Origin of the sequence: Methylobacterium sp. Leaf123, from assembly GCF_001423405.1 — a bacterium.
GTDB lineage: Bacteria > Pseudomonadota > Alphaproteobacteria > Rhizobiales > Beijerinckiaceae > Methylobacterium.
In genome coordinates, this window is the sequence record NZ_LMNS01000039.1 from 61634 (window position 1) to 82995 (window position 21362).

Here is a 21362-nt window from a genome sequence, read left to right on the forward strand (position 1 = left end):
AACGGTTTGAAGCCGCTGGAACGCGGATCAGTGGCAGGGGAAGTTCTGCGCGTGGCGGAAATCATGCGCCGCGTTGTGCAGGACGCTCGCCGGAGCGAAGCCCGCCACGAAGACGAGACCGAGGCCGAGGAAGGCGGCGACGAGGAGCGCACGGGCGCCTTCGGCCGAACGGGTGGTGGTGGCCTGGGTCTGAAGGGTCGCAGTCGTCATCGGGTCACGGGCTCCGGCCGCCCCACCGGCGGCGTTCGAGAACAAAACTTCGCCGGACGGCAGGTCTCCTGGCTCGCGGCTGGTATCGTGCCTGCCGCCTTCCCGGATCACCCGGTGGCTCATGGCAGGAACTCGCCGCTTACAGTTGCGGGGGCAGCCGCGGAATCGAGGTTTTTGGAGAAACCTCTCACCGCATTCCCTTTTCACCCCGTTGCCGGGGCACCGTCACGAGCCGCTTGTAACGCGGAGCGGCGAGCCTTGCAAAGCGCCATTGCGTGAACGGAGGCACCCGGTGCAAACGAACCGGCATGACGGAGGCTGCACCCGACCGGATGACCCTGGTGCTCGGCGGCGCGCGCTCGGGCAAGAGCGCCTATGCCGAGCGGCTGATCGAGGCCTGTCCCGCGCCTTGGCTCTACATCGCCACGGCGCAGGCCTGGGACGAGGAGATGCGGGTCCGCATCCACGAGCACCGGGCGCGGCGCTCCGGCTCGTGGCAGACTCTCGACGTGCCGATGGCGCTGCCGGAGGCGGTGGCCACGGCGACCGGGCCGGTGCTGGTCGATTGCCTGACGCTGTGGCTCACCAACCTGCTGCTGGCCGAGGCCGATCTCGACGCGGCCAGCGAGGCCCTGGCACGGGCCTGCGCCGCGGCGCCGGGTCCGCTGGTGCTGGTGGCCAGCGAAGTCGGCCTCGGCATCGTGCCGGACAATGCGCTCGCCCGCCGCTTCCGCGATGCGGCCGGACGCCTGCATCAGCGGCTGGCGCGCGAGGCCGACCGGGTCGTGCTCACCGTTGCCGGGCTGCCGCTGACGGTCAAACCCTCACGCGAGAATCCTTGATGACCGAAGACGATACGCGCCACCGCGATAAGATGGCCAAGCGCAAGGCGGTGCAGGACGCCGAGGTCGCCTCGAAGACGATCGAGAAGGGCCTGCTCATCGTCCATACCGGCCCCGGCAAGGGCAAGACCACGGCCGCGCTCGGCCTCGTGCTGCGGATGCTCGGGCGCGGGCACCGGGTCGGCGTGGTGCAGTTCATCAAGGGCGCCTGGGACACCGGCGAGGCCCGCGCGCTCAAAAGCTTCGGCGACCAGATCGTGTGGCAGGCGCTCGGCGAGGGCTTCACCTGGGAGACGCAGGACAAGGCCCGCGACATCGCCGCCTGCGGCAACGCCTGGGACACGGCCAAGACGCTGATGGCGGATGCCAGCATCCGCCTGCTCGTCCTCGACGAGCTGAACATCGCCCTGCGCTACGACTACCTCGACCTTGAGGCCGTGCTCGCCGACCTCGCCGCACGGCGCCCCGACCTCCACGTCGTCGTCACCGGCCGCAACGCCAAGCCGGCGCTGATCGAGGCCGCCGACCTCGTCACCGAGATGGGCAGCGTGAAGCACCATTTTTCCGCGGGGGTGAAGGCGCAGGAGGGGATCGAGTTCTGACGCCCTGCCCAAGGGCCAGGGACCGGGACGCCGCTTCCGGTCGCCGGCGCCCTCCCTCGGACTGAGGGCGTCCGAAGTTCGGGCACGACGCGCGTCGATGTCCGCCAAGTCCGATATGGCCAAGTCCGATATGGGCCCGCGTCACGAAATGCCGGATCCCTGACCGTTTCGGCACCGGGCTCGAGGGTGCAGCGGACGTATCCTGAGAAACACGCCCATCGGCACGATCGATGCAGACGCGGCGATATTGAATTATATCAGCACAAGATCGACCCTAAGCCTGGAAAATCAGCACTCATCTGCCGTGAACCGCCAAGGCATCGCGCGAGAGTCCTACAAGACAGGCCAAGTGTCAGGCCTATCCCCTTATAACAATTGATCGCCTGACTTGCGCCGCGCATGGAGCCCCGGTCGTCGCTCGGCCGGGCTCGTCCCGCCGTGAGCGATGGATCCTTGATCGCGTGCGCCTCGCTGGAGGATCGCGTGCGGGCCGCGGCCGGACGGGGCCGTGATCGCCTGTCCTCCCCAGCATGTCGATCTCAAGAGCAAGAAAGGGCACGGCTCCATGGAGCGCAGGGACATCCTCAAGACCGGACTGCTCACGTCGATCGGCTTGGCGGCCGGTGCGGCCATCCCGAAGGTGGCGGCTGCGGAGACCGGCAAAGCCGGGGTGCAGCTCGCCGGGACTCCTGCGACGGACGGCGGCGAGTGCTTCCGCGTCGAGAAGGACAGCCTGGGCGAGGTGAAGATCGCCTGCGACAAGCTGTGGGGCGCCCAGACGCAGCGGGCAATCGAGAATTTCGATATCGGCATCGAGCGGATGCCGCGTGAACTCGTGACGAGCTACGCGATCCTCAAGAAGGCCGCCGCCAACGTCAATTTCGCGGATGGCCGCCTCGGCGAGACGCAGCACAAGCTCATCGTTCAGGTCTGCGACGAGATCCTGGCCGGGAAGCACGCGGACATGTTCCCGCTGCACGTCTGGATGACCGGCAGCGGCACCCAGTTCAACATGAACGTCAACGAGGTGATCTCGAACCGGTCCAGCCAGATCGCCGGCCAGCCGCTCGGGAGCAAGAATCCCGTGCACCCCAACGACCACGTCAACATGGCGCAGTCGTCGAACGACACCTTCCCGACGGCGATGTACATGGCCGCCGCGATCGCGGTCCGGCAGCGGCTCACGCCCTCCATCACCGAGCTGCGGGACAGCATCGCCGCGAAGGCGGAGGAGTGGAAGGACATCATCAAGATCGGCCGCACCCATATGCAGGATGCCGTTCCGATCACGCTCGGCCAGGAATGGTCTGGCTATTCGGGCATGCTGAGCGACAACCTGGAGCGCTTCGACGACGCGCTGAAGGGCGTCTACCGCCTGGCCCTCGGCGGCACCGCGGTCGGCACCGGCATCAACGCGCAGCCGGGCTTCGCCGAGGCGAGCGCCAAGGAGATCGCGCGGCTGACCGGCCTGCCCTTCGTCACGGCGCCCAACAAGTTCGTGGTCCAAGGCGCGCACGACGCCATCGTCCACCTCTCCGGCACCCTGCGCACGCTGGCCGGCTCGCTCTACAAGATCGCCAACGATATCCGGCTGCTCTCCTGCGGTCCGCGGGCGGGCTTGGCCGAGCTGATCATCCCGGAGAACGAGCCGGGCTCCTCGATCATGCCGGGCAAGACGAACCCGACCCAGGCCGAGGCGCTGACGATGGTCACCCTTCAGGTGATGGGCAACGACGTCAGCACCGGGTTCGGCGGCGCCAGCGGCGCACTCGAGATGAACGTCTACAAGCCGGTGATGATCTACGACGTCCTGCAGTCGATCCGTCTGCTGAGCGACGGCAGCCGCAACTTCCGCAAGCACCTCATCGAGGGGACGAAGCCCAACCTCAAGCGGATCAAGGAGTATGTCGATCGCTCGCTGATGCTGGTGACGGCTTTGGCCCCGACGATCGGCTACGACAAGGCGTCGAAGATCGCTCACCTCGCGCACGAGCAGGATCTGAGCCTGCGGGAAGCGGCGCTCAAGCTCGGCTACGTCTCCGAGGCCGACTACGACCGGATCGTCGATCCGCGCAAGATGATCGCCCCCTACGTCGCCAAGAAGTAGGTTTTTCGCGCGATTCGGTCCGATCGTTCCAAGGTTACGGAATGGTCGGACCGACTTCGATCTCTCGACCGGGGCGCGGCCTGAGCCGCGCCCCGTCGAATGCGCAAATCAATACTCGATGATGTCTTCGAGCGCGTAGTGCTTGACCGTCTTGCGGTTGGCGATCAGCTCGTCGATCGTCGGCTCGCCCTTCATGGCGCGGGCGATGGCGAGCTTCGTCGCCTCGTAGTTGGTGCGGTAGAGATCCTTGCGGTCGAGGTTCTCGTCCTTGCCGCAGCGCTCGTCGAGCCAGATCGTGATGATCATGCAGAGCTCGTCGAGACCGTCCTTGGGCAGGATGCCCTCGATCACGCAATCGACGATGGCATCGCCCGTGGCCGCCTGAACCACGCCGCCCAGCAGCTCGGCATATTCGGCCGTGTGGATCGTGACCTTGGTGGTCATGATCGTGGACGGGCGCACGAGCTGGTTGAGGTCGCGTACCACGAACATGCGGGTATGGCCCTGCACCTGCCCCAGCATGCTCGCGAAACCGTGGCCCACGGGGCCGCGGGTGGAGCCGATCAGCACCTCCGGCATCGCATCGGTGAACTGCCCTTCGGCCGCGAGCACCGTCGCCTCGCCGGTGCGGAACCAGATCTCGGACATGTCGGTCATCCCTTGAAGTGTCATGTGGTGTCGCGCCCGGCGGGCGTTGGGCGCGCAGACATCATCCCAGGCCGCGCACGTCAATCATCTTCGCCGAGCGCCCGCCCGAACCGCGCCCCTGGTCTGGGGCGGAGAAACCCGCCATGTCAGCGCGGCAAGGACCGGAAGGATCGATTCGATGAGCGAGCCCGGCAAGGGCAGTGGAATGGGCGGTGAGCGCGGCTGGAGCCTGTCCGCCACGCCGGAGGGCGAGGGCGTGCGCCTGGAACTGGGCCTGCCCGATCTCGACGGCCGCCCCGTCACCGCGATCCTCAGCCTCGACCGGGCCGAGGCGCGGGCTTTTGCCCGGGCGCTGCTCGCCGCGGCGGGCGATGCGACGGAGCGGACCTTCGTCACCCCGCCCGAAGCCTGAAGACGGGCCTGACCGCGCCCCCGATCAGCGCTGGTTGCGCCGTCCGGGCAGGCGCGGCACCGCCGTGCCGCGCGGCTCCACCGGGGCGTCGCAGGCATAGGCGAACTCGGTCTGGAGATCGCTGAACACGGTCTCGCCGGTGATCTTGCAATCCTCGCGCACGGTCTCGTCGAGATAGGTGCGCGCCGCCGTGCGGAAGCGGGCGGCCCGTGTCTCGGCCGGGGGACGCCCGTTGCCGACCCGGCCGACATCGCAGCCCGTCACCTCGCGCAGGGCGTTCGAGACCACCAGAACCCGGCGGCGCTGACGGTTGTCGTAGACCTCGTAGGGCTCGTTGCAGCCGATCGTGACGACCTGCGGCACCTGGGTGACGTAGGTCTGCGAGATGTAGCCGAAGCCGGTGCAGCCCGAGACGGCGAGGCTGCCGCCCAACACGAGCGGGAGCGCGCGCCACCGAACCGTCGTCGCCATCTGCCGCCTCATACGGTGCCATCTCTCTCCCGCGACCGGCAGGAATGGACGCATTGAAACGGTCCAGCTTGCCCGGTCAAGCCGGCCCCGTTCCGGATCGGCCCGACGAGACCTCACGGCACGGGCCTGTGACGGGTCGTGGCGGAACGGACCGGCGGGGCGGCCGCGTTGCCCGCAGACGGCGTCGCGGGCGGCGGGACGGCAGGAGGGACGGCTGAGCATGGTGGAGATCCGGCACGACACGGTGACGGCGAACGGCGTGCAGATGCATGTCGCCCGGGCCGGAACCGGCAGCCCCCCTGGTGCTGCTGCACGGCTGGCCGGAATTCTGGCTGACCTGGGAGCCGGTGATGGCCCGGCTCGCGGACCGCTTCAGTCTGATCGCGCCGGATCTGCGGGGCTTCGGCGCCAGCGAGAAGCCCGATCCCGGCCCCTCGGACAAGGCCGGTCCGGAGGTCCACGCCGCCGACATCATCGGCCTGCTCGATGCCCTGAACCTCGCCCGCGTCGGGATCGTCGGGCACGATGTCGGCGCCTATGTTGGACAAGCCCTCGCACGGTCGCATCCGGACCGGCTCACCGGCCTGTTCTTCTTCGATTGCCCCTATCCCGGCATCGGCCCGCGGCTGGCCCAACCGGAGAGGCTGGCCGAGATCTGGTACCAGTCCTTCCACCTCAAGCCGTTCGCGGCAGAGGTGGTCGGCGCCAGCCGGGAGAGCTGCCGCGCCTATATCGGCCATTTCCTGCGCCATTGGGCCGGCGGGAATCCTGCCGCCTTCGACGCCGTGCTCGACGCCTTCACCGACAACTTCCTCGTGCCGGGCAACCTGCAAGGCGGCTTCAACTGGTATCTGAGCCAGCAGGAGGGGCGGCTCGCCATGCTGCGCGGCGAGGCCCCGGCCCTGCCGCCGATCGATGTGCCGACCTGTATCCGCTGGGGCACGCAGGACCCGCTCTTCCCCTATGCCTGGACCGACCGGCTCGGCGAGACCTTCTCGAATCTCGATCTCGCGCCGTTCGAGGGCGCCGGGCACTTTCCGCACCGGGAATGGCCCGACGAGGCGGCGGCGGCGATCGCGGGGTTCTTCGCGCGGCAGGAGGCGTGAGGGGCGCGCGCCGCGGGATCGCGAGCACCCGTCAAAGTTGTGACCGCCGGACCAGGATTCGAGGCCTGAGGGAGCGTTCTCGGCCGACCGGGCCGCGAACTGAGCGCGCCGGTCAGCGTCTCCCGAAAGACACGCGAGGCCCGACATTAAAGTTCACGCAAACGTGGAACAACAGGCGTTCCCCAGTTCGGTTCCCGATCAACCGATCGTTCACAAATATCATTGCGTAATCGCTCCCAGCGCCGACGTGGCCAAAATTTCGAAAAAACAACTGGGGGGCCGATGCGCGTCCGGAATCTCTTCGTTTCGTGCATGGCCACTGTCGGACTCGTCACGGCGGGTTCGAGTTCCTTCATCGCTTGGCAGGAATGGCAGCGCTGGTCGCAGGCCGAAGAGGCCCGTCAGCTCGTCAGCGTTCTCGGCGAGATCGCCCGCTTCAACGAGCGCCTCGCCCTCGAACGCGGCTCCTACAACCAGCTCCTGCTCTCGGACAGCGCCGAGCAGGCGCCGATCCGGGCCTCGGCGGAGGCGAACCGCAAGGCGACCGAGGCCGTCACCGGCCGGATCACGGGCGCCGTCGCGGCCATGCCCGCCGACAAGCGGGCCGCGCTGGAGCAAGCCCTGCAGCCGACGATCCGCCAGCTCGAGGGCGCGCGTGCGGCCGCCGACAGCGAGATCGCCAAGCCGCTCAAGGAGCGCGACGAGCAAGCCGCGAAGACGTTCCAGAAAGCGATCATCGCGGTCGTCGCCCAGAATTCGAAGACGCTCGGCATGATCGAGATCGACGTCGCGCGGAAGAATCCCGAGGTCGCCCGCTCGGTGCCGGTCGTCAGCCTCGCGATGGAGCTGCGCGACATCGGCGGCAGCCGCTCGATCTGGTTCAGTCAGTATGCGGGCGGCAAGCAGCGCTTCTCACCGGCCCTGACCGTGCAGATCCACGAGATGAACGGCCGGATCGAGCAGGCTTGGCAGCGGCTGCAGCGCAGCGTGCTGCAGGTCGAGACGCAAGGCCCTCTGGTCGATGCCCTCACGATGGTCGAGCGCACCTTCATCGCCGATCCGGGACAGGTGATGGCGGGGATGTTCGCGGCCGGCCGGGACGGGACCGAGCCGCCGATGAGCCTGACGGACTGGCGGCCCCACACCACCAAGGTGCTCCAGTCGATCCTCACCGTCAGGGACGCCGCCCTGCAATCGGCCCTCGCCACCGCCGACGAGACGATCGCCTCGGCGCTGCATCGCCTCTCCGTGGCGGGTGCGACCCTGCTCCTCGTCATCCTGTGCACCTTCGGCATCGTGGTGTTCTTCACCCGCCGCGTCGTGCAGCCGCTGGCCTCGCTGGCGCGGACCATCACGCAGCTCGTCGAGGGCACACGGGACATCGTGGTTCCGGGAACGGAGCGCCGCGACGAGATCGGCGAAATCGCCCGCGCGGTGGATGTCCTGAAGGCGCACGGCGCCGAGGCCGAGCGCCTGAGAGGCGAGCGCGAGGGTTTGCGGCAATCCGCCGAGATCGAGCGGCGCCAGAGCCTAGAGCGGACCGCGGACCAGTTCGGGAGTTCGGTCGGCGGCATCGTCGGGCAGGTCGCGACGGCGGCGGGCTCGTTCGAGGCGCAGGCCACGACGCTGGCCGGCACGGCTCGCGAGGCCGACCTGCGCTCGGCGGAGGCCGCACGGCTCTCCCGCTCGGCCTCGCAGAACATCGAGGCCGTGGCCGCGGCCGCGGAGGAACTCTCGGCTTCGATCGATCAGATCCGCGGACAGGCGCGGGGCTCGTCCGCGGCGGCCTCGGAGGCGGCACGGGAAGCCGGCCTGACGGAGGCCAAGGTCGCCGATCTCGGCGCCGCCGCCGCGCGGATCAGCGAAGTGCTCGGCCTCATCCGCGGCGTGGCGGAGCAGACCAACCTGCTGGCGCTCAACGCCACGATCGAGGCCGCCCGCGCCGGGGCCGCCGGCAAGGGCTTCGCCGTGGTCGCCGCCGAGGTGAAGGCGCTGGCCGGTCAATCGGCTCGGGCGACCGACGAGATCGCGGCGCATATCGGCTCGGTGCGCGTGGCCACCGAGGAAACGGTGCAGGCGATCGGCAACATCGCGCAGGCGATCCAGCGCGCCAACGGCATGGCGGACGCGATCGCCCATGCCATCAACGAGCAGTCGGTGGCGACCCAGGAGATCGCCCACAACATCTCCGCCGCCTCGCAGGGCATGCGGCTGGCCACCGGCGAGATCGAATCTGTCATCGGCGCCTCCAGCGCCACGGGCCGCGCGGCCGACAAGGTGCTGCAGGATGCCGTCGCGCTGAACGGGCAATCCACCCAGCTCCGCAGCTCCGTCCAGCACTTCGTCGGCTCGATCCGGGCCTGACGGGGCGGAACCGACGCGGCGGCCGGGAAGACCCCGGCCGCTCCCCACGCACTACCCCCGAGCGATGATCTCGCGGATGCGCAGGCCCAGGGTCTCGACCACGAACGGTTTGGTCAGCACCGCCATGCCGGGTTCCAGATGGCCGTTGCCCACCGCCGCGTTCTCGGCGTAGCCGGTGATGAACAGCACCTTGAGGCCGGGGCGCGAGAGACGGCCCGCATCGGCCATCTGGCGGCCGTTCATGCCGCCCGGCAGCCCGACATCGGAGATGAGCAGGTCGATGCGCACATCCGATTGCAGCACCTTGAGGCCGCTGGCGCTGTCGGCGGCCTCGATCGCAGTATAGCCGAGGTCTTCCAGCACCTCCGTCACCAGCATCCGCACGGTCGGCTCGTCATCGACCACGAGCACCGTCTCACCCTGCTCGGCGCGCGGCGCATCGACCAGGGGACCGAGCGGATCGAGGTCGTCCGCCGCGCCGTGGAAGCGCGGCAGGTAGATGCAGACCGTCGTGCCCTGGCCGAGTTCGGAATAGATCCGCACCTGCCCGCCCGTCTGCTTGGCAAAGCCGTAGATCATCGACAGCCCGAGACCCGTGCCCTGGCCGGTGGGCTTGGTCGTGAAGAACGGGTCGAACGCCTTGGCCCGCACGTCCGGACTCATGCCGGTGCCGGTATCGGTCACGCAGAGCGAGAGGTACTGGCCGGGCGGAACGTCGTGCTGCTGCGCGGCATGGGCATCGAGCCACTTGTTCGCGGTCTCGATGGTGATGCGCCCGCCCTCGGGCATCGCGTCGCGGGCGTTGATGCAGAGGTTGAGCAGCGCATTCTCGAGCTGCGGCGGATCGACGAGGGAGGGCCAGAGCCCGGCCGCGCCCACCACCTCGATGGTGATGGTGGGGCCGACCGTGCGCCGGATCAGATCCTCCATGCCCATCACCAGCCGGTTCACGTCGGTGGGCCGCGGGTCCAGCGTCTGGCGGCGGGAGAAGGCGAGCAGGCGGTGCGTCAGCGCGGCGGCGCGCTTGGCCGCGCCTTGGGCTGCGCCCATGTAGCGGTCGACATCCTTGAGCCGGCCTTGGGCAATGCGGGTCTGCATCAGCTCCAGGCTGCCGGAGATACCGGCGAGCAGGTTGTTGAAGTCGTGGGCGAGGCCGCCGGTGAGCTGGCCCACCGCCTCCATCTTCTGGCTCTGGCGCAGGGCCTCCTCGGCCTCGGCGAGCGCGCGGGCCTGCCCCTTGATCGCGGTGACGTCGCGCACCGAGGCGTAGATGAGCCCCTGGCGCGGCACGGTGTTCCAGGAGAACCAGCGGTAGCCCCCGGCGCGGGTGCGATAGCGGTTCTCGAAGCCGAGCTGCATCTCGCCGCGGGCAAGGCCGGCGGCGGCGGCGCGCGTCCGCTCCCGGTCGTCGGGATGGATGAAGTCGAGGAAGGGCACGGCCTTCAGCTCGGCCTCGCTCCAGCCCAGCGTCGCGCTCCAGGCCGGGTTGAGGCTGACGAAATAGCCCTCGAAATCGGCCACGGCCAGCAGGTCGCTCGATGCCTGCCAGATCTGGTCGCGCTCGGCGGTGCGGGCAGCGACCTGCTCCTCCAGGGTCTCGTTGAGCCGGTGCAGCGCGTCCTGGGCGGCCCGCAGGTCGGTGATGTCGGTGTTGGTGCCGAACCAGCGCACGACGACGCCCGCCTCGTCGCGGATCGGCACGATGCGGGTCAGGAAGGGGCGGAAGGCCCCGTCCCGGCCGCGCAGGGGGAAGGTCATGTCGAAGCGCTCGCCCGTGGCCAGCGAGTGCTGCCAGCGTTCCGTGACGCTCGGCAGCACGGCGGGATCGTGCACCGCCTTCCAGCCCCAGCCCTGCATGCTCTCGGCATCGGTGCCGGTGTAGTCGTACCAGCGCCGGTTGTACCAGTAGATGTGCCCGTCGGCCCGGGACATCCAGCACAGGGCCGGGATGTTGTCGGCCAGCGTCTCGAACTCCACCGCCTTCTCACGCAGGAGCGCGGTGGCCCGGTCGCGCTCGGCCGCGACGGCGCGACGCTCCTCCACGTCGATGAGCACGCCGGGAAAGCTGAGCGGCGTGCCGTCGGGAGCGTGATCGACCCGGCCGTTGGCCTCGATCCAGTAATAGCGCCCGTCCGCCCGCCGCACCCGGTACTGGTGGGCGTAGGCGCCGCCGCGGGCGATGGCCGCGCCGATCGCCTGCGCCAGCCCGACCTTGTCGTCGGGATGGACCGTCTCGACCACCTGGGCGAGGCTCAGGCCCTCGCGGCCGAGCGCCGGATCGAGGCCGAAGGCGCGGGCGAACCCCTCGTCCACGGTGAAGCGGTCGGTGGGCAGATCCCAGAACCACGTGCCGACGATCGCCCCGGCCGAAAGCGCGAGCTGGACCCGCTCGGCGTTGACGCGGGCGAGCGCCTCGCTCACCCGCAGCCGCCGCTCGACCTCGATCCGCTCGGTCACGTCGAGTTCGGCCACCACGCCGCCGACGATGGCGCCCGCCGCGTCGCGGATCGGGGCGGCGTTGTTCAGGAACAGCCGCCGCCCGCCGCCGTCGAAGCGCTCGATCTCGACGAGTTCGCCGCGCACGGTCTCCCCGTGCAGCAGGGCGCGGGCCATGGCCCATTCCTCGGCGCGCAGGCGCTCACCCGTCTCCGGCCAGTAGCCGACCCAATCGCCGTAGCTCTCCCAATTCGCGGTCTGCGGCGGCACGCCCCAGATCTCGCGGTTGGCTGCGTTGTCGTGGACGATCCGCCCGTCCGCATCGGCGATGATCACGCCGACCGGCAGCCCCTTCAGGGTCGCCGCCAGGAGGGATTCGCTGCGGCGCAGGGCGGCCTCGCTCTCCCGCTGGGCCGCCTCCGTGCGGATGCGCTGCGTCGTCTCGTTGGTGAAGACGAACAGGCCGGCGACGCGCCCCTCCCCATCGAGCACCCGCGAATAGGAGAAGCTCCACCATGTCTGCGCCTCGCCCCGGTCGGTGGCGAGGGTCCAGGGCAGGTCCTCGAAGCGGCGGCTCTTGCCCGCGAAGGCGTCGTCGATGATCGGCTTGGCCTGTTCCCAGCCGTCGGCCCAGACCCGGTCGAAGCGCTCGCCCATGGCCCAGGGAAGGCGGGGCCCCAGCAGCGGGAAGTAGGTGTCGTTGAAGAAGAAATGCAGGTCCGGCCCCCAGGCCAGGATCATGCTCTCGGGCGAGTTCAGCACGAGGCTGAGCGCCGTGCGCAGCGATTCCGGCCAGGTCTGCGGGGGGCCGAGGGGATGATCCGACCAGTCGCGCTCGGCGATCATGCGGGCGGCCTCGCCGCCGCCGGCCAGGAACGGGAGTGAGTCGGTCATCGGGCCGGGATTGCACAGGTCGCGCCCGGCCACCAGAGTCCGGGCCGGTCCCGATTCGAACGTGATCGGGACCGGCCGGCTGGCGTCGAACTCCCGGCGACAGATGCCGTTCCTCCCGACAGCTTGGACCACGCGCCTGGAAAGGCTGCTGTCTCAGGCTTTTGCCAGGGGAAGCTGAGCAGCCGGGCGGCGCCATCTTCCGAGAACCAGTCCGTTGCCGAGGAGCACGAACAGGAGGCCCAAACCGACCAACGGCGTGACCCGATAGCTTTCGGCAAAGACCGAGATCGTCAGGGCGACGACGGGGAAGAGCACGGTCATGTAGGCCGCCCGTTCGGGTCCGAGCCGGTGAACGACGGTGAGGTAGGTGGTGAAGCCGATCACCGAGCCGGGGATGGCGAGATAGAGGAGAGACCCGACATAGACGGGGGAGGCGTCGAAGGCGAAGGGGATGCCCTGGGCCAGGGCGATGAGCGACACGATCCCGGCCCCGTACAGCATCGCCCAGGCGTTCACCGACGCGACCTGCAGGCCATGGCGCTGGTTGCGGGCCGAGACGAGGTTGCCGGCGGAAAAGAGCCACGTGCCGAGCAGCGCCAGCCCCAGGCCGAAGGCCGTGTCGGCGCCGAATTGCGTGCTCGTCACCGTTTCCCAGAACAAGCAGGCGATCCCCGCAACGCCGAACATCGCTCCGCCCAGAACCCGGCCCTCCGGCTTGCGGCGGTGGATCAGGAAGGCGTTCGCCATGTTGAAGATCGTGGCCGCCGAGAACACCACCGAGACGATGCCGCTCGGGACGTATTTCGTCGCGTTGTAGAAGCATAGGAAGTTGCACGAGAAGAGGCAGACGGCCTGAAGCGCGACGAAGGGCTGATGGCGAAGGGCAAGGGGCTGCAAGCGCCGCATCGCGATCAAGGCCAGGAACAGCACCGATCCGGCCAGGGCGAAGCGGTACACGATCGATGCCTCGATGGGCACGGACCCGAGCTGGCCCTTGATGGCGATCCACGTCGTGCCCCAGATCAGGACGGTCAGGGCGTAGAAGAAGGCGGTCACGGTCGGTCCTTTGAAGCCGGTTGAGGCAGCCGAGAGAACAGCCGATGCCGGGCCGCGATGCTTGCCCGCATCGGTGGCGGCTTTGCACAATCTTGGGCTTTTCCTACGGGTGCGTTGCACCGATGCGTGTCACGGTCCAAGGAACGAGGCGTCCTCTCTCTCGTCGGTGAGCATGGAACGCCCGTCCCTCAGCGTTGCCCGCACCCTCTCCCGAACCGGCGCCCACCTGATGCGGTCGGGAACGGTCGGACGCGGGCTCTCGCTCGCCGAGTGGAGCAACCGCGACAACCAAGCCCGCTACGAGCGGCCCGATCACCACACGCTCAGCATCTATCTCGACGGGGGCGAGCGCGTCGTGCGCGCGGACCGGCACTTGTCGGGCGGCGGGCCGGACAAGCTCTGCCTCTTGCCCGCCGGACATGAGAGCCACTGGCACATCGGCGGATCGCTGCGGATGTTCCACCTCTATGTCGAGCCGGACGTGCTCGCCTATCGGGCGTTGACGGCCTTCGACATCGATCCGTCCCGGATCGATGTTCAAGACCTGACCTTTTCCGACGATCCCGCGATGGCGATGATCGTTCGCGGCGGCGTGATGCCGCTCGACTGGACGAAGGGAGGCGACCGCCCGGCCCTGGATGCCGCCTGCCATCTCCTCGTTCACCGCCTGCTGCGGCAATACGCGAAGAGCGCGAGTCAGGCGCTTGCCCGCGGTGGTCTCTCGCCCGCGACGCGGCGACGGATTGCAGCGATGATCGAAGCGCATCTGGACGAGCCGCTGACGCTCGATCGGCTGGCCGCGGAGGCGCATCTCAGCACGTTCCACTTCGCCAAGATGTTTCGGGTCAGCTTCGGCATGCCCCCGCATCGCTATCTCGGCGCACGGCGGATCGAGCGGGCCAAACAGCTCTTGAGCCGGGAACCGGCCGGACTTGCCGAGGTGGCGCTGGCCTGCGGCTACGCCTCGCAGAGCCACTTCACGCGCGCCTTCAAGACGGCGACCCAGATGACGCCCGGCGAATGGAAGAAGCGGTTGTAACAGCCGCTTCCTGAGCGGCTGCGGTGACGAGAGCCGCCCTGCCGCTCGTCACCTCCCCTACGCCGCGCGGCCGCGCCGTCCCTCGACCAGCCACATCGCCAGCACCGCGGCGGCAAGCGCCACCAGCGCCCAGAGGCCGATGCCGAGGGGATAGACCTCGACGCCGCGCACCGTGGCGCTGTCGCTCGGGCGGAAGCCGATCCAGTCGGCGCCGCCCAGACGGCCGCCACGGGTGATCTGGAGGCGGGGCACCTCGATGCCGCCGCCGGCCGCCGCGACCCGGCGCACCGTGCCGCCGGAGCCGTCCGCCACGCCCTTCAGCCGGTCGGTGTCGCTGAACACGTCGGCGAGTTCGCGCGGGTTGGCCGGGCCGACGCTGACGAAGGCGACGAGATTGCCCGAGCGGATCGTGTGAAGCCCGAGCCCCTCCGCCTCGAAGGTCGCGGTGAACAGACCGGTCTCGGCCTTCGACAGGTCGAGGCTGCGCTCCTTGCCGGTCGGACCGGTGATCGTGACGGGGCCCGCCTCCTCGGCCATGGTCTGGCGCTCGACGCGGACCTCGCGGCCCCGGCCCGTCGTCTGGGCGCGCAGGGCCTCCTCTTCGAGGGCCGGCTCCTTCATCAGCCAGTGGGCGAGGCGCCGCAGCAGATCGAGATAGGGGCCGCCCTGCTGGTAGCCGCGGGCCCAGAGCCAAGCCTGATCGGACAGCATCAGGGCGACGCGGCCCTTCTCCTCCCGCGAGAGCGCCAAGAGCGGCAGGCCGTTGGCGCCCGACAGGATCGGCTGCACGCCCGGCCGGGTCTGCGCCGAGATGATGCGCAGCCAGTCACCCCAGGCCGGCGGGTTCGCCTCCGAACCCGGCAGGGCCCGGGTGACGGGGTGGCGGTGGCCGGTCTCGGTGAGCGTCGCCTTGAACGGCTGCTCGACCACCTTCATCGAGGGATCGCCCGGCAGGATCGAGGCGAGCCGGGTGCGGGCGAGGCTGGCGGGGCCGGCAAATTCCGGCCCGGCGGCGATGAGCAGCGCCCCGCCCTCGCGGACGTAGCGGGCGATGTTGTCGAAATAGGCGGAGGGCAGCACGCTCTGGTTAGCGTAGCGGTCGAAGATGATGAGGTCGAAATCCTTGATCTTCTGGACGAACAGCTCGCGGGTCGGGAAGGCGATCAGCGAGAGTTCGGAGATCGGGGTGCCATCCTGCTTCTCCGGCGGCCTCAGGATCGTGAAGTGGACGAGATCGACGGAGGCGTCCGACTTCAGGAGGTTGCGCCAAGTGCGCTCGCCCTGATGCGGCTCGCCCGAGACGAGGAGCACCCGCAGTTTTTCGCGAATTCCTTCGATGGGCAGGACAGCGCGGTTGTTGACCGTGGTCAGCTCGCCCGGCAGCGGCTCGACCTCGATCTCGACCACGTTCGGGCCGCCATGCTCGATATGCGTGGTGAGCGAGAACGGCACGCCGGTGGCGATGCTTTGCCGGTCGATCTCCTCGCCGTCGCGGCGCACGGTGACGGTCGCCGTGCCGGTGCCGCCACGCTCCATCACCTCGCCGCGTAAGGTCACGTCCCGGCCGACGATGCCGAAGCGGGGCGCTTCCAGCATCTTGATCTGGCGGTCGCGCTCGTCCGGCCGGCCGGTGACGAGGACATGCAGCGGCGCTTTCAGCCCGAGCGCTTCGAGCGAGGCGGGGATGTCGTGCACCACGCCGTCGGTGAGCATCACCACGCCGGCGATCCGCTCCGGCGGGACATCGGCGAGCGCCTGGGTCAGCGCCGTGAACAGCTTGGTGCCGTCGTCGCCCTCCCCGCCCTGCGCGTCGCCGACCTCGATGAAGCGGGGCTCGATATTGGTCAGCGCGCCGAAGCGGCGTTCCAACTCGGCTTTCACCGCATCGGTCATGGCCGGGCGCTCGCCCAAGCTTTGCGAGCCGGAGCGATCGACGACGATGGCCGCCACATCCTTCACCGGGTCGCGGTCCTCGCGCACGAGCGAGGGGTTGGCGAGCGCGGCGATGACGAGGCCCAAAGCCACCGCCCGCAACAGGGCGGTGCGCCCGCGGGCAAGCACCGCGACGACGGCGAGGATCACGGCGAGCACGCCGAATCCGGCGAGCACCGGCCAGGGGACGAGGGGCGTGAAGCTGAGGCTCAGCATCGGGCGGGGCCTTCAGTGGAAACTACGAAAATCCCTCCCCCCTCTGCGGGGGAGGGTGCCTGCGGAGCAGGCGGGAGAGGGGCCGGCTCAGGCCCTTCCGGAAGCGACGCTCCCCTCACCCGACCCCCTTCGGGGGCCACCCTCTCCCGCAGAGGGGAGAGGGCGATGTCGGAACGTCGCGCGGAAAACATCACTGTCCCAACCGCTCCAGCAGCGCCGGCACGTGGACCTGATCGGCCTTGTAGTTCCCGGTCAGGGTGTAGATCACGATGTTGATGCCGCCGCGGAACGCCATCTCGCGCTGGCGCTGGTCGCCGCCGGTGACGGGGTAGAGCGGCTCGCCGTTGCGACCGACCGCCCAGGCGGCGGCGAGGTCGTTGCCGGTGATGATGAGCGGGGTGACGCCGTCACCGGCGCGGGCCGGACGGCGCTCGCCGGCATCAGTCGCGGGCGGAATCGTCTCGACCCAGGTCTGGCCGGTGCCGAAGCGGCCGGGGAAGGAATCCACGAGGTAGAATGCCTTGGTGAGCACGTGGTCGGCCGGCACCGGCTCCAGCTCCGGCACTTCGAGGGTCGCGAGCATCTTGCGAAGATACGCCGCCTCCGGGCTCGGCGGGCCGCCGGGGCGGGCGGTCTGGGCATCGCGGGTGTCGAAGATCACCGTGCCGCCATTGCGCATGAAGGCGTCGATCTTGCGGATCGCCGCCTCGCTCGGCTGCGGACGGCCGGCGACGATGGGCCAGTAGATCAGCGGGTAAAAGGCGAGTTCGTCCTTCTCCGGATTGAGGCCTGCGGGCTCGCCCGGCTCCAGGGCGGTGCGGGCGGCGAGCATCTGGCTCAGGCCCGACAGGCCCGCCCGGCTCGCCGTATCCGTCGCGGCGTCGCCGGTGACGACGAAGGCGAGGCGGGTGGCGAGTGCCGATTCGATGCCGGTCGGCCGGTTGGCCGGCGAGTCCTGCGCCTGAGCCGGCGGCGGGGCGAAGACCAGCGCAAGGCCGAGCAGTGCCGGCAGAAGCAGGGCGGCCGGCGCCGCCTTCCCGGGTGAACCGCGACCGAGACTGCGAAGAAATCCGCCGAGCCAGAGGCCGGCCAGGGTGTCGAGGGCCAGCAGGGCCAGCGCGAGGGTGAACAGCAGCGCGCGCAGATCCAGCGTCTCCGCGCCCGCGAGCGATCCCGTGCGGGCGCCCTTGAGGCCGGCAAGGTCCAGGGGCTGGAGCCGGTCGCCGGGTGCCAGCGCGTTGACGGCGATGCCGCCCTCCGCCGTGCCGTAGAAGCCGGGCGGGTGTTCGGGGCCGGCGCGGTCGGCGAAATCGGCCGGCACCGCCGTGGCGCTCGCGGGCGGCGAGCCGAGGGCGCCAAAGCCGTCGAGGGTCAGGCGCGGCGCCAGCAGCGCGGCCTTCGCCGGCCGCCCGTCGCCCTCGCCGAGCTTGGCCGAGGGGCCGGCGAGCCCGACGACCCGGCGCAGCATGTCCACGAACAGGCCCGACAGCGGCAGGTTCGACCATGTCGTGTCGGCGGTCACATGAAACAGCACCACGAGCCCCTGCCCCCGCTTCTGCGCCGTGACGATGGGGGTGCCGTCCTGAAGCGCCGCCCAGGTCTTGCCCGGCAGGTCGCCATCGGGCTCGGCGAGGATCTGGCGGCGCACGCCGATATCGGCCGGCGGGTTCAGGCCGGCAAAGGGGCTCTCGGCGGCAAACGCCGCGAGCGTGCGCGGCCGGTCCCAGGAGAGGGTGCCCCCGAGCGAGCGCCCGCCGCGCCGCAGGCGCACCGGCACGAGCGGGTCGTTGCCGGCGGCGAGCCGGGGACCGGCGAAGCGCAGCAACAGCCCGCCCTCGTCCACGAATTGCTCGACCCGCGCGAGGGTGCGCTCGTCCAGCGCGCCGACATCGGCGAGCGCCAGCACCGAGACCTGATTGTCGAGCATCTGGCCGATGGACTCGGCCGTGCCCTGGCCGCCGCGGGGTTGCTGCACATCGGCGAAGGGCGTGAGCGCCTTGGCGAGGTAGTAGGTCGGCGCGAGCAGCGGCTGGGCCTGATCGAGGGTGCCGCCGAAGACGAGGCCGACCCGGCGGCGCTTGCCGCGCTCGTCCATCAGCACCACGGCGCCGGCCGAGCGCTCGCCCTCGATCTCGATGCGGGCGATGGCGTTGCGCAGTTCCACCGGCAGGTCGAAGCTGACGCGGGTCTCGCGCGCCTCCGGCTCCAGGGTGAAGCGGCTCTCGGCGAGCGGCAGGCCCTTCTGGTCGAGCGCCCGCACCAGCCCGGTATCGCGGCCGTTGCCTTCCGCCCGCAGCACCTGCGCCGAGAGCTTTTCGCCCGGCTGCACGGGGGAGCCTTCGAGCGCCAGGGCCGGGGATCGCTCGGCCTTCAGCACGGTCACGGCGCTGCCGTGGCGGGCTGCCATGTCGCCGAGGGATGTGGCGAAATCGGCCTCGCCGACGCCGCGCACGCCGTCGCTGATCCAGACGATCGAGGCGCCGGGCACCCGCTCCAGGAAGGTGCCGATCGAGGCCAGATGCGCCCCGCGGTCACCGAGATGCGGGCGCGGCTTGATCGCGCGCAGGCGCTCCAGCGCGGCGGCCGGGGCCTTCGCCTCGAACGGCGCGGGGGGCTCGGCGCTGGCGACCAGCGCCACCGGGCGACCGTCGCGGGCGGCGGCTTCGATCTCGTCGGTCGCCGCGCGCAGGCGGTCGCGCCAGTCGTGGGCGGCGACGACCCCGTTATCGAGGATGAGAAGCAGCGGGTTGCGGCCCGACGCGGCGCCGATGCCGCCGGGATTCCAGACCGGCCCGGCCACCGCGAGGATCAGGCAGGCGGCGGCGAGGATGCGCAGGATCAGGAGCCAGGGCGGCGTGCGGGCCGGCGTCTCGCGCTTGGGCAGCAGGTCGGCCATCAGCGCCAGCGGCGGAAAGTGGATGCGGCGCGGGCGCGGCGGCGTGACCCGCAGCAGGATCCACAGGGCCGGCAGCGCGACGAGGGCGGCCAGCGCGAGGGGGGCGGCGAAGGTGAGCGGAACTCCGAACAATGCGCTTCGCCTTTCAGCCGAGACCGCGCGCGGCGGCGACGAGGGTCAGCAGCCGCAGCGCCGCCTCGCTCGCCGGCCGGTCGGTCCGGTGGATCGTCAGCGTCCAGCCCCGCTGCCGGGCGATCTCGGACAGGCCGTCGCGATGGGCGGCGATGCGGGTGCGATAGGCCTCGCCCCAGGCTGATGCCTCGCCGATATCGAGGCTGAGACCGCCCTCGGGATCGTGCAGCACCGCTTGGCCGGTGAAGGGGAAGGTTTCCTCCACCGGATCGGCCACCAGCACGAGATGGCCGTGGGTGCCGCGCGCCGAGATCGTCTGCACGGCGCCCCGCACCCGATCCAGCGGCGTGAGGAAATCGCTGATCAGCACGACTTCGTCGAACCGGCCGGGCGTGGCTGCCGGCGGCAGATCCTGGGTCAGGCCGGCCCGGTCGTTGACGAGCGCCTGAGCGAGCCTTTCCACGATGCCACGGGTCGCGCTGGCGCGGGTGAGCCCGAGCAGGCCGACGCGCTCGCCGCCCTCGACGAAGGTGTCGGCCAGCGCCAAGCCCAGCACCAGGGCCCGCTCGATCTTCGAGGTCTGGGCGAGATCCGAGGCGAAGCCCATGGAGGCGGAGCGGTCGATCCAGATCCAGATATTGTGGGCGGCCTCCCACTCGCGCTCGCGCACATAAAGTTTGTCGTCGCGGGCGGAGCGGCGCCAATCGACGCGCGCCGCCGCCTCGCCGGGCACGAAGGGGCGGAACTGCCAGAAGCTCTCGCCCGGTCCTGCGCGGCGGCGCCCGTGCAGGCCGTGCGCCAGGGTGCCGGAGACGCGGCGCGATTCGAGCACGAGCCGCGGCATCACCTCGGCGAGCGCCAGGGCGCCGCCGGTTTCGGGGCCGCCGGGGCGGCGGCTCTCGGCCTCGACGAGCCGGGTGGAGGCCATCCGCGGCGGGCTCAGAGCTTCGCGGCGAGCTGGCCGATCAGGCCGGTCACCGTCTCGCCGTCGGCCCGCGCGGCGAAGGTCACCGCCATGCGGTGCTTGAGCACCGGCTCGGCCAGCGCCTTCACATCGGCGACGGAGGGGGCGACCCGGCCTTCGATCAGCGCGCGGGCGCGCACGGCCAGGGTCAGCGCCTGGCTCGCGCGAGGGCCCGGCCCCCAGAGCAGCTTCTTGGCCACCGACGGATCGCCGCCCTCGGGACGGGCCGAGCGCACGAGGTCGAGGATGGCATCGACCACGGCGTCCCCCACCGGCAGGCGACGCACGAGGCGTTGCGCCGTGAGCAATTGCTCGGTGGTCATCACGGTCTTGGCGCGCGCATCCTCGACGCCGGTGGTCTCGATCAGGATGCGGCGCTCGGCGGCGCGGTCGGGATAGCCGACATCGATCTCCAACAGGAACCGGTCGAGCTGCGCCTCGGGCAGCGGGTAGGTGCCCTCCTGCTCGATCGGGTTCTGCGTTGCCAGCACGTGGAAGGGGCGCGGCAGGTCGTGGCGCTCGCCCGCCACCGAGACGAAATGCTCCTGCATCGCCTGGAGCAGGGCCGATTGCGTGCGCGGGCTGGCGCGGTTGATCTCGTCGGCCATCAGGAGCTGGGTGAAGACCGGGCCCTTCACGAAGCGGAAGGAGCGGCGGCGCTCGGCATCCTCGTCGAGGATTTCGGTGCCGAGGATGTCGGAGGGCATCAGGTCCGGTGTGAACTGCACGCGGCGGGCATCCAGCCCGAGCACGGTGCCCAGCGTCTCGACCAGCTTGGTCTTGGCCAGACCCGGCAGGCCGACGAGCAGGCCATGGCCGCCGGCCAGGATCGTGACCAGCGCCAGATCGACGATCTTTTCCTGCCCGAAGATGACCCCGTGGATCGCCTCCCGCGCCTGCTCGATCGCGGCGAGGCAGGTCTCGGCGGTGGCGACGATCCCGTCGTCGAGACTCGTCGTGCTGGCCGATCCGGCGCCCTGTGCCATGAAGTGAACCTTGCGATGGCCGGGCGCGGAGGCCCGGAAAGTGCGGAGT

The 21362-nt window shown here is 70.2% G+C and carries 15 protein-coding genes, 1 pseudogene and 1 riboswitch; of the genes and pseudogenes, 7 read left to right on the forward strand and 9 right to left on the reverse strand.

The window, feature by feature from the left end; all coding sequences use genetic code 11:
- Positions 1–27: 27 nt before the first annotated feature.
- Positions 28–210, reverse strand: a complete 183-nt coding sequence (locus ASF53_RS22425; protein ID WP_056204137.1) for a CbtB domain-containing protein — start codon at positions 208–210, stop codon at positions 28–30.
- 41 nt (positions 211–251) lie between these two features.
- A riboswitch (cobalamin riboswitch) is annotated at positions 252–452 on the reverse strand.
- Positions 453–518: 66 nt separating this feature from the next.
- Here ASF53_RS22425 and cobU point away from each other — a divergent pair.
- The 3 genes from cobU to fumC all read left to right on the forward strand — a co-directional run bounded on the left by cobU (position 519) and on the right by fumC (position 3761).
- A complete protein-coding gene (gene cobU / locus ASF53_RS22430) occupies positions 519–1052 on the forward strand; it encodes a bifunctional adenosylcobinamide kinase/adenosylcobinamide-phosphate guanylyltransferase (RefSeq protein ID WP_200943314.1) in 534 nt (177 codons plus the stop codon).
- On the forward strand, positions 1052–1654 hold the full coding sequence (cobO, locus tag ASF53_RS22435) for a cob(I)yrinic acid a,c-diamide adenosyltransferase (RefSeq protein ID WP_056204140.1): 603 nt from the start codon (positions 1052–1054) through the stop codon (positions 1652–1654). The genes cobU and cobO overlap by 1 nt, the downstream gene beginning before the upstream one ends.
- 565 nt (positions 1655–2219) lie before the next feature.
- Positions 2220–3761 (forward strand): class II fumarate hydratase, encoded by a 1542-nt coding sequence (fumC, locus tag ASF53_RS22440; RefSeq protein ID WP_056204142.1) that lies wholly within the window; start codon positions 2220–2222, stop codon positions 3759–3761.
- Between the two features lie 108 nt (positions 3762–3869).
- On the opposite strand, the gene fae is transcribed toward fumC, so the two are convergent.
- Positions 3870–4409 carry a formaldehyde-activating enzyme gene (fae, locus tag ASF53_RS22445; protein WP_056204836.1) on the reverse strand — a complete coding sequence of 180 codons (540 nt, stop codon included), beginning with the start codon at positions 4407–4409 and terminating at the stop codon, positions 3870–3872.
- A 178-nt stretch (positions 4410–4587) separates the two neighbouring features.
- Here fae and ASF53_RS22450 point away from each other — a divergent pair, with 178 nt between their 5' ends.
- Positions 4588–4821: a hypothetical protein gene (locus ASF53_RS22450; RefSeq protein WP_056204146.1), complete on the forward strand. Its 234-nt coding sequence runs from the start codon at positions 4588–4590 to the stop codon at positions 4819–4821.
- A 24-nt stretch (positions 4822–4845) separates the two neighbouring features.
- Here the strand turns inward: ASF53_RS22450 and ASF53_RS22455 are convergent, their stop codons facing one another.
- Positions 4846–5292: a hypothetical protein gene (locus tag ASF53_RS22455; RefSeq protein ID WP_056204148.1), complete on the reverse strand. Its 447-nt coding sequence runs from the start codon at positions 5290–5292 to the stop codon at positions 4846–4848.
- A 220-nt stretch (positions 5293–5512) separates the two neighbouring features.
- On the opposite strand from ASF53_RS22455, the pseudogene ASF53_RS22460 reads away from it, so the two are divergent.
- Positions 5513–6398: pseudogene (locus tag ASF53_RS22460) on the forward strand (alpha/beta fold hydrolase).
- 312 nt (positions 6399–6710) lie between these two features.
- Entirely contained in the window at positions 6711–8762 is a 2052-nt protein-coding gene (locus ASF53_RS22465) for a methyl-accepting chemotaxis protein (RefSeq protein WP_286134647.1), read from the forward strand.
- Positions 8763–8813: 51 nt separating this feature from the next.
- Here ASF53_RS22465 and ASF53_RS22470 read toward each other — a convergent pair whose 3' ends face one another.
- Positions 8814–12092 (reverse strand): PAS domain-containing protein, encoded by a 3279-nt coding sequence (locus ASF53_RS22470; RefSeq protein ID WP_156635782.1) that lies wholly within the window; start codon positions 12090–12092, stop codon positions 8814–8816.
- 153 nt (positions 12093–12245) lie between these two features.
- A complete protein-coding gene (locus ASF53_RS22475; RefSeq protein ID WP_056204842.1) occupies positions 12246–13148 on the reverse strand; it encodes a DMT family transporter in 903 nt (300 codons plus the stop codon).
- A 172-nt stretch (positions 13149–13320) separates the two neighbouring features.
- Here ASF53_RS22475 and ASF53_RS22480 point away from each other — a divergent pair, with 172 nt between their 5' ends.
- Positions 13321–14187 carry a helix-turn-helix domain-containing protein gene (locus ASF53_RS22480; protein WP_056204154.1) on the forward strand — a complete coding sequence of 289 codons (867 nt, stop codon included), beginning with the start codon at positions 13321–13323 and terminating at the stop codon, positions 14185–14187.
- 57 nt (positions 14188–14244) lie between these two features.
- On the opposite strand, the gene ASF53_RS22485 is transcribed toward ASF53_RS22480, so the two are convergent.
- The 4 genes from ASF53_RS22485 to ASF53_RS22500 form a co-directional block, all read right to left on the reverse strand.
- Positions 14245–16335 (reverse strand): hypothetical protein, encoded by a 2091-nt coding sequence (locus tag ASF53_RS22485; protein WP_056204157.1) that lies wholly within the window; start codon positions 16333–16335, stop codon positions 14245–14247.
- Positions 16336–16525: 190 nt separating this feature from the next.
- The gene (locus ASF53_RS22490; RefSeq protein ID WP_056204160.1) at positions 16526–19363 is read right to left on the reverse strand and encodes a DUF4159 domain-containing protein; all 2838 of its coding nucleotides are present in this window, start codon (positions 19361–19363) and stop codon (positions 16526–16528) included.
- Positions 19364–19376: 13 nt separating this feature from the next.
- Entirely contained in the window at positions 19377–20291 is a 915-nt protein-coding gene (locus tag ASF53_RS22495) for a DUF58 domain-containing protein (protein ID WP_056204163.1), read from the reverse strand.
- Between the two features lie 11 nt (positions 20292–20302).
- Entirely contained in the window at positions 20303–21313 is a 1011-nt protein-coding gene (locus tag ASF53_RS22500; protein ID WP_012253080.1) for an AAA family ATPase, read from the reverse strand.
- Positions 21314–21362 lie beyond the last annotated feature (49 nt).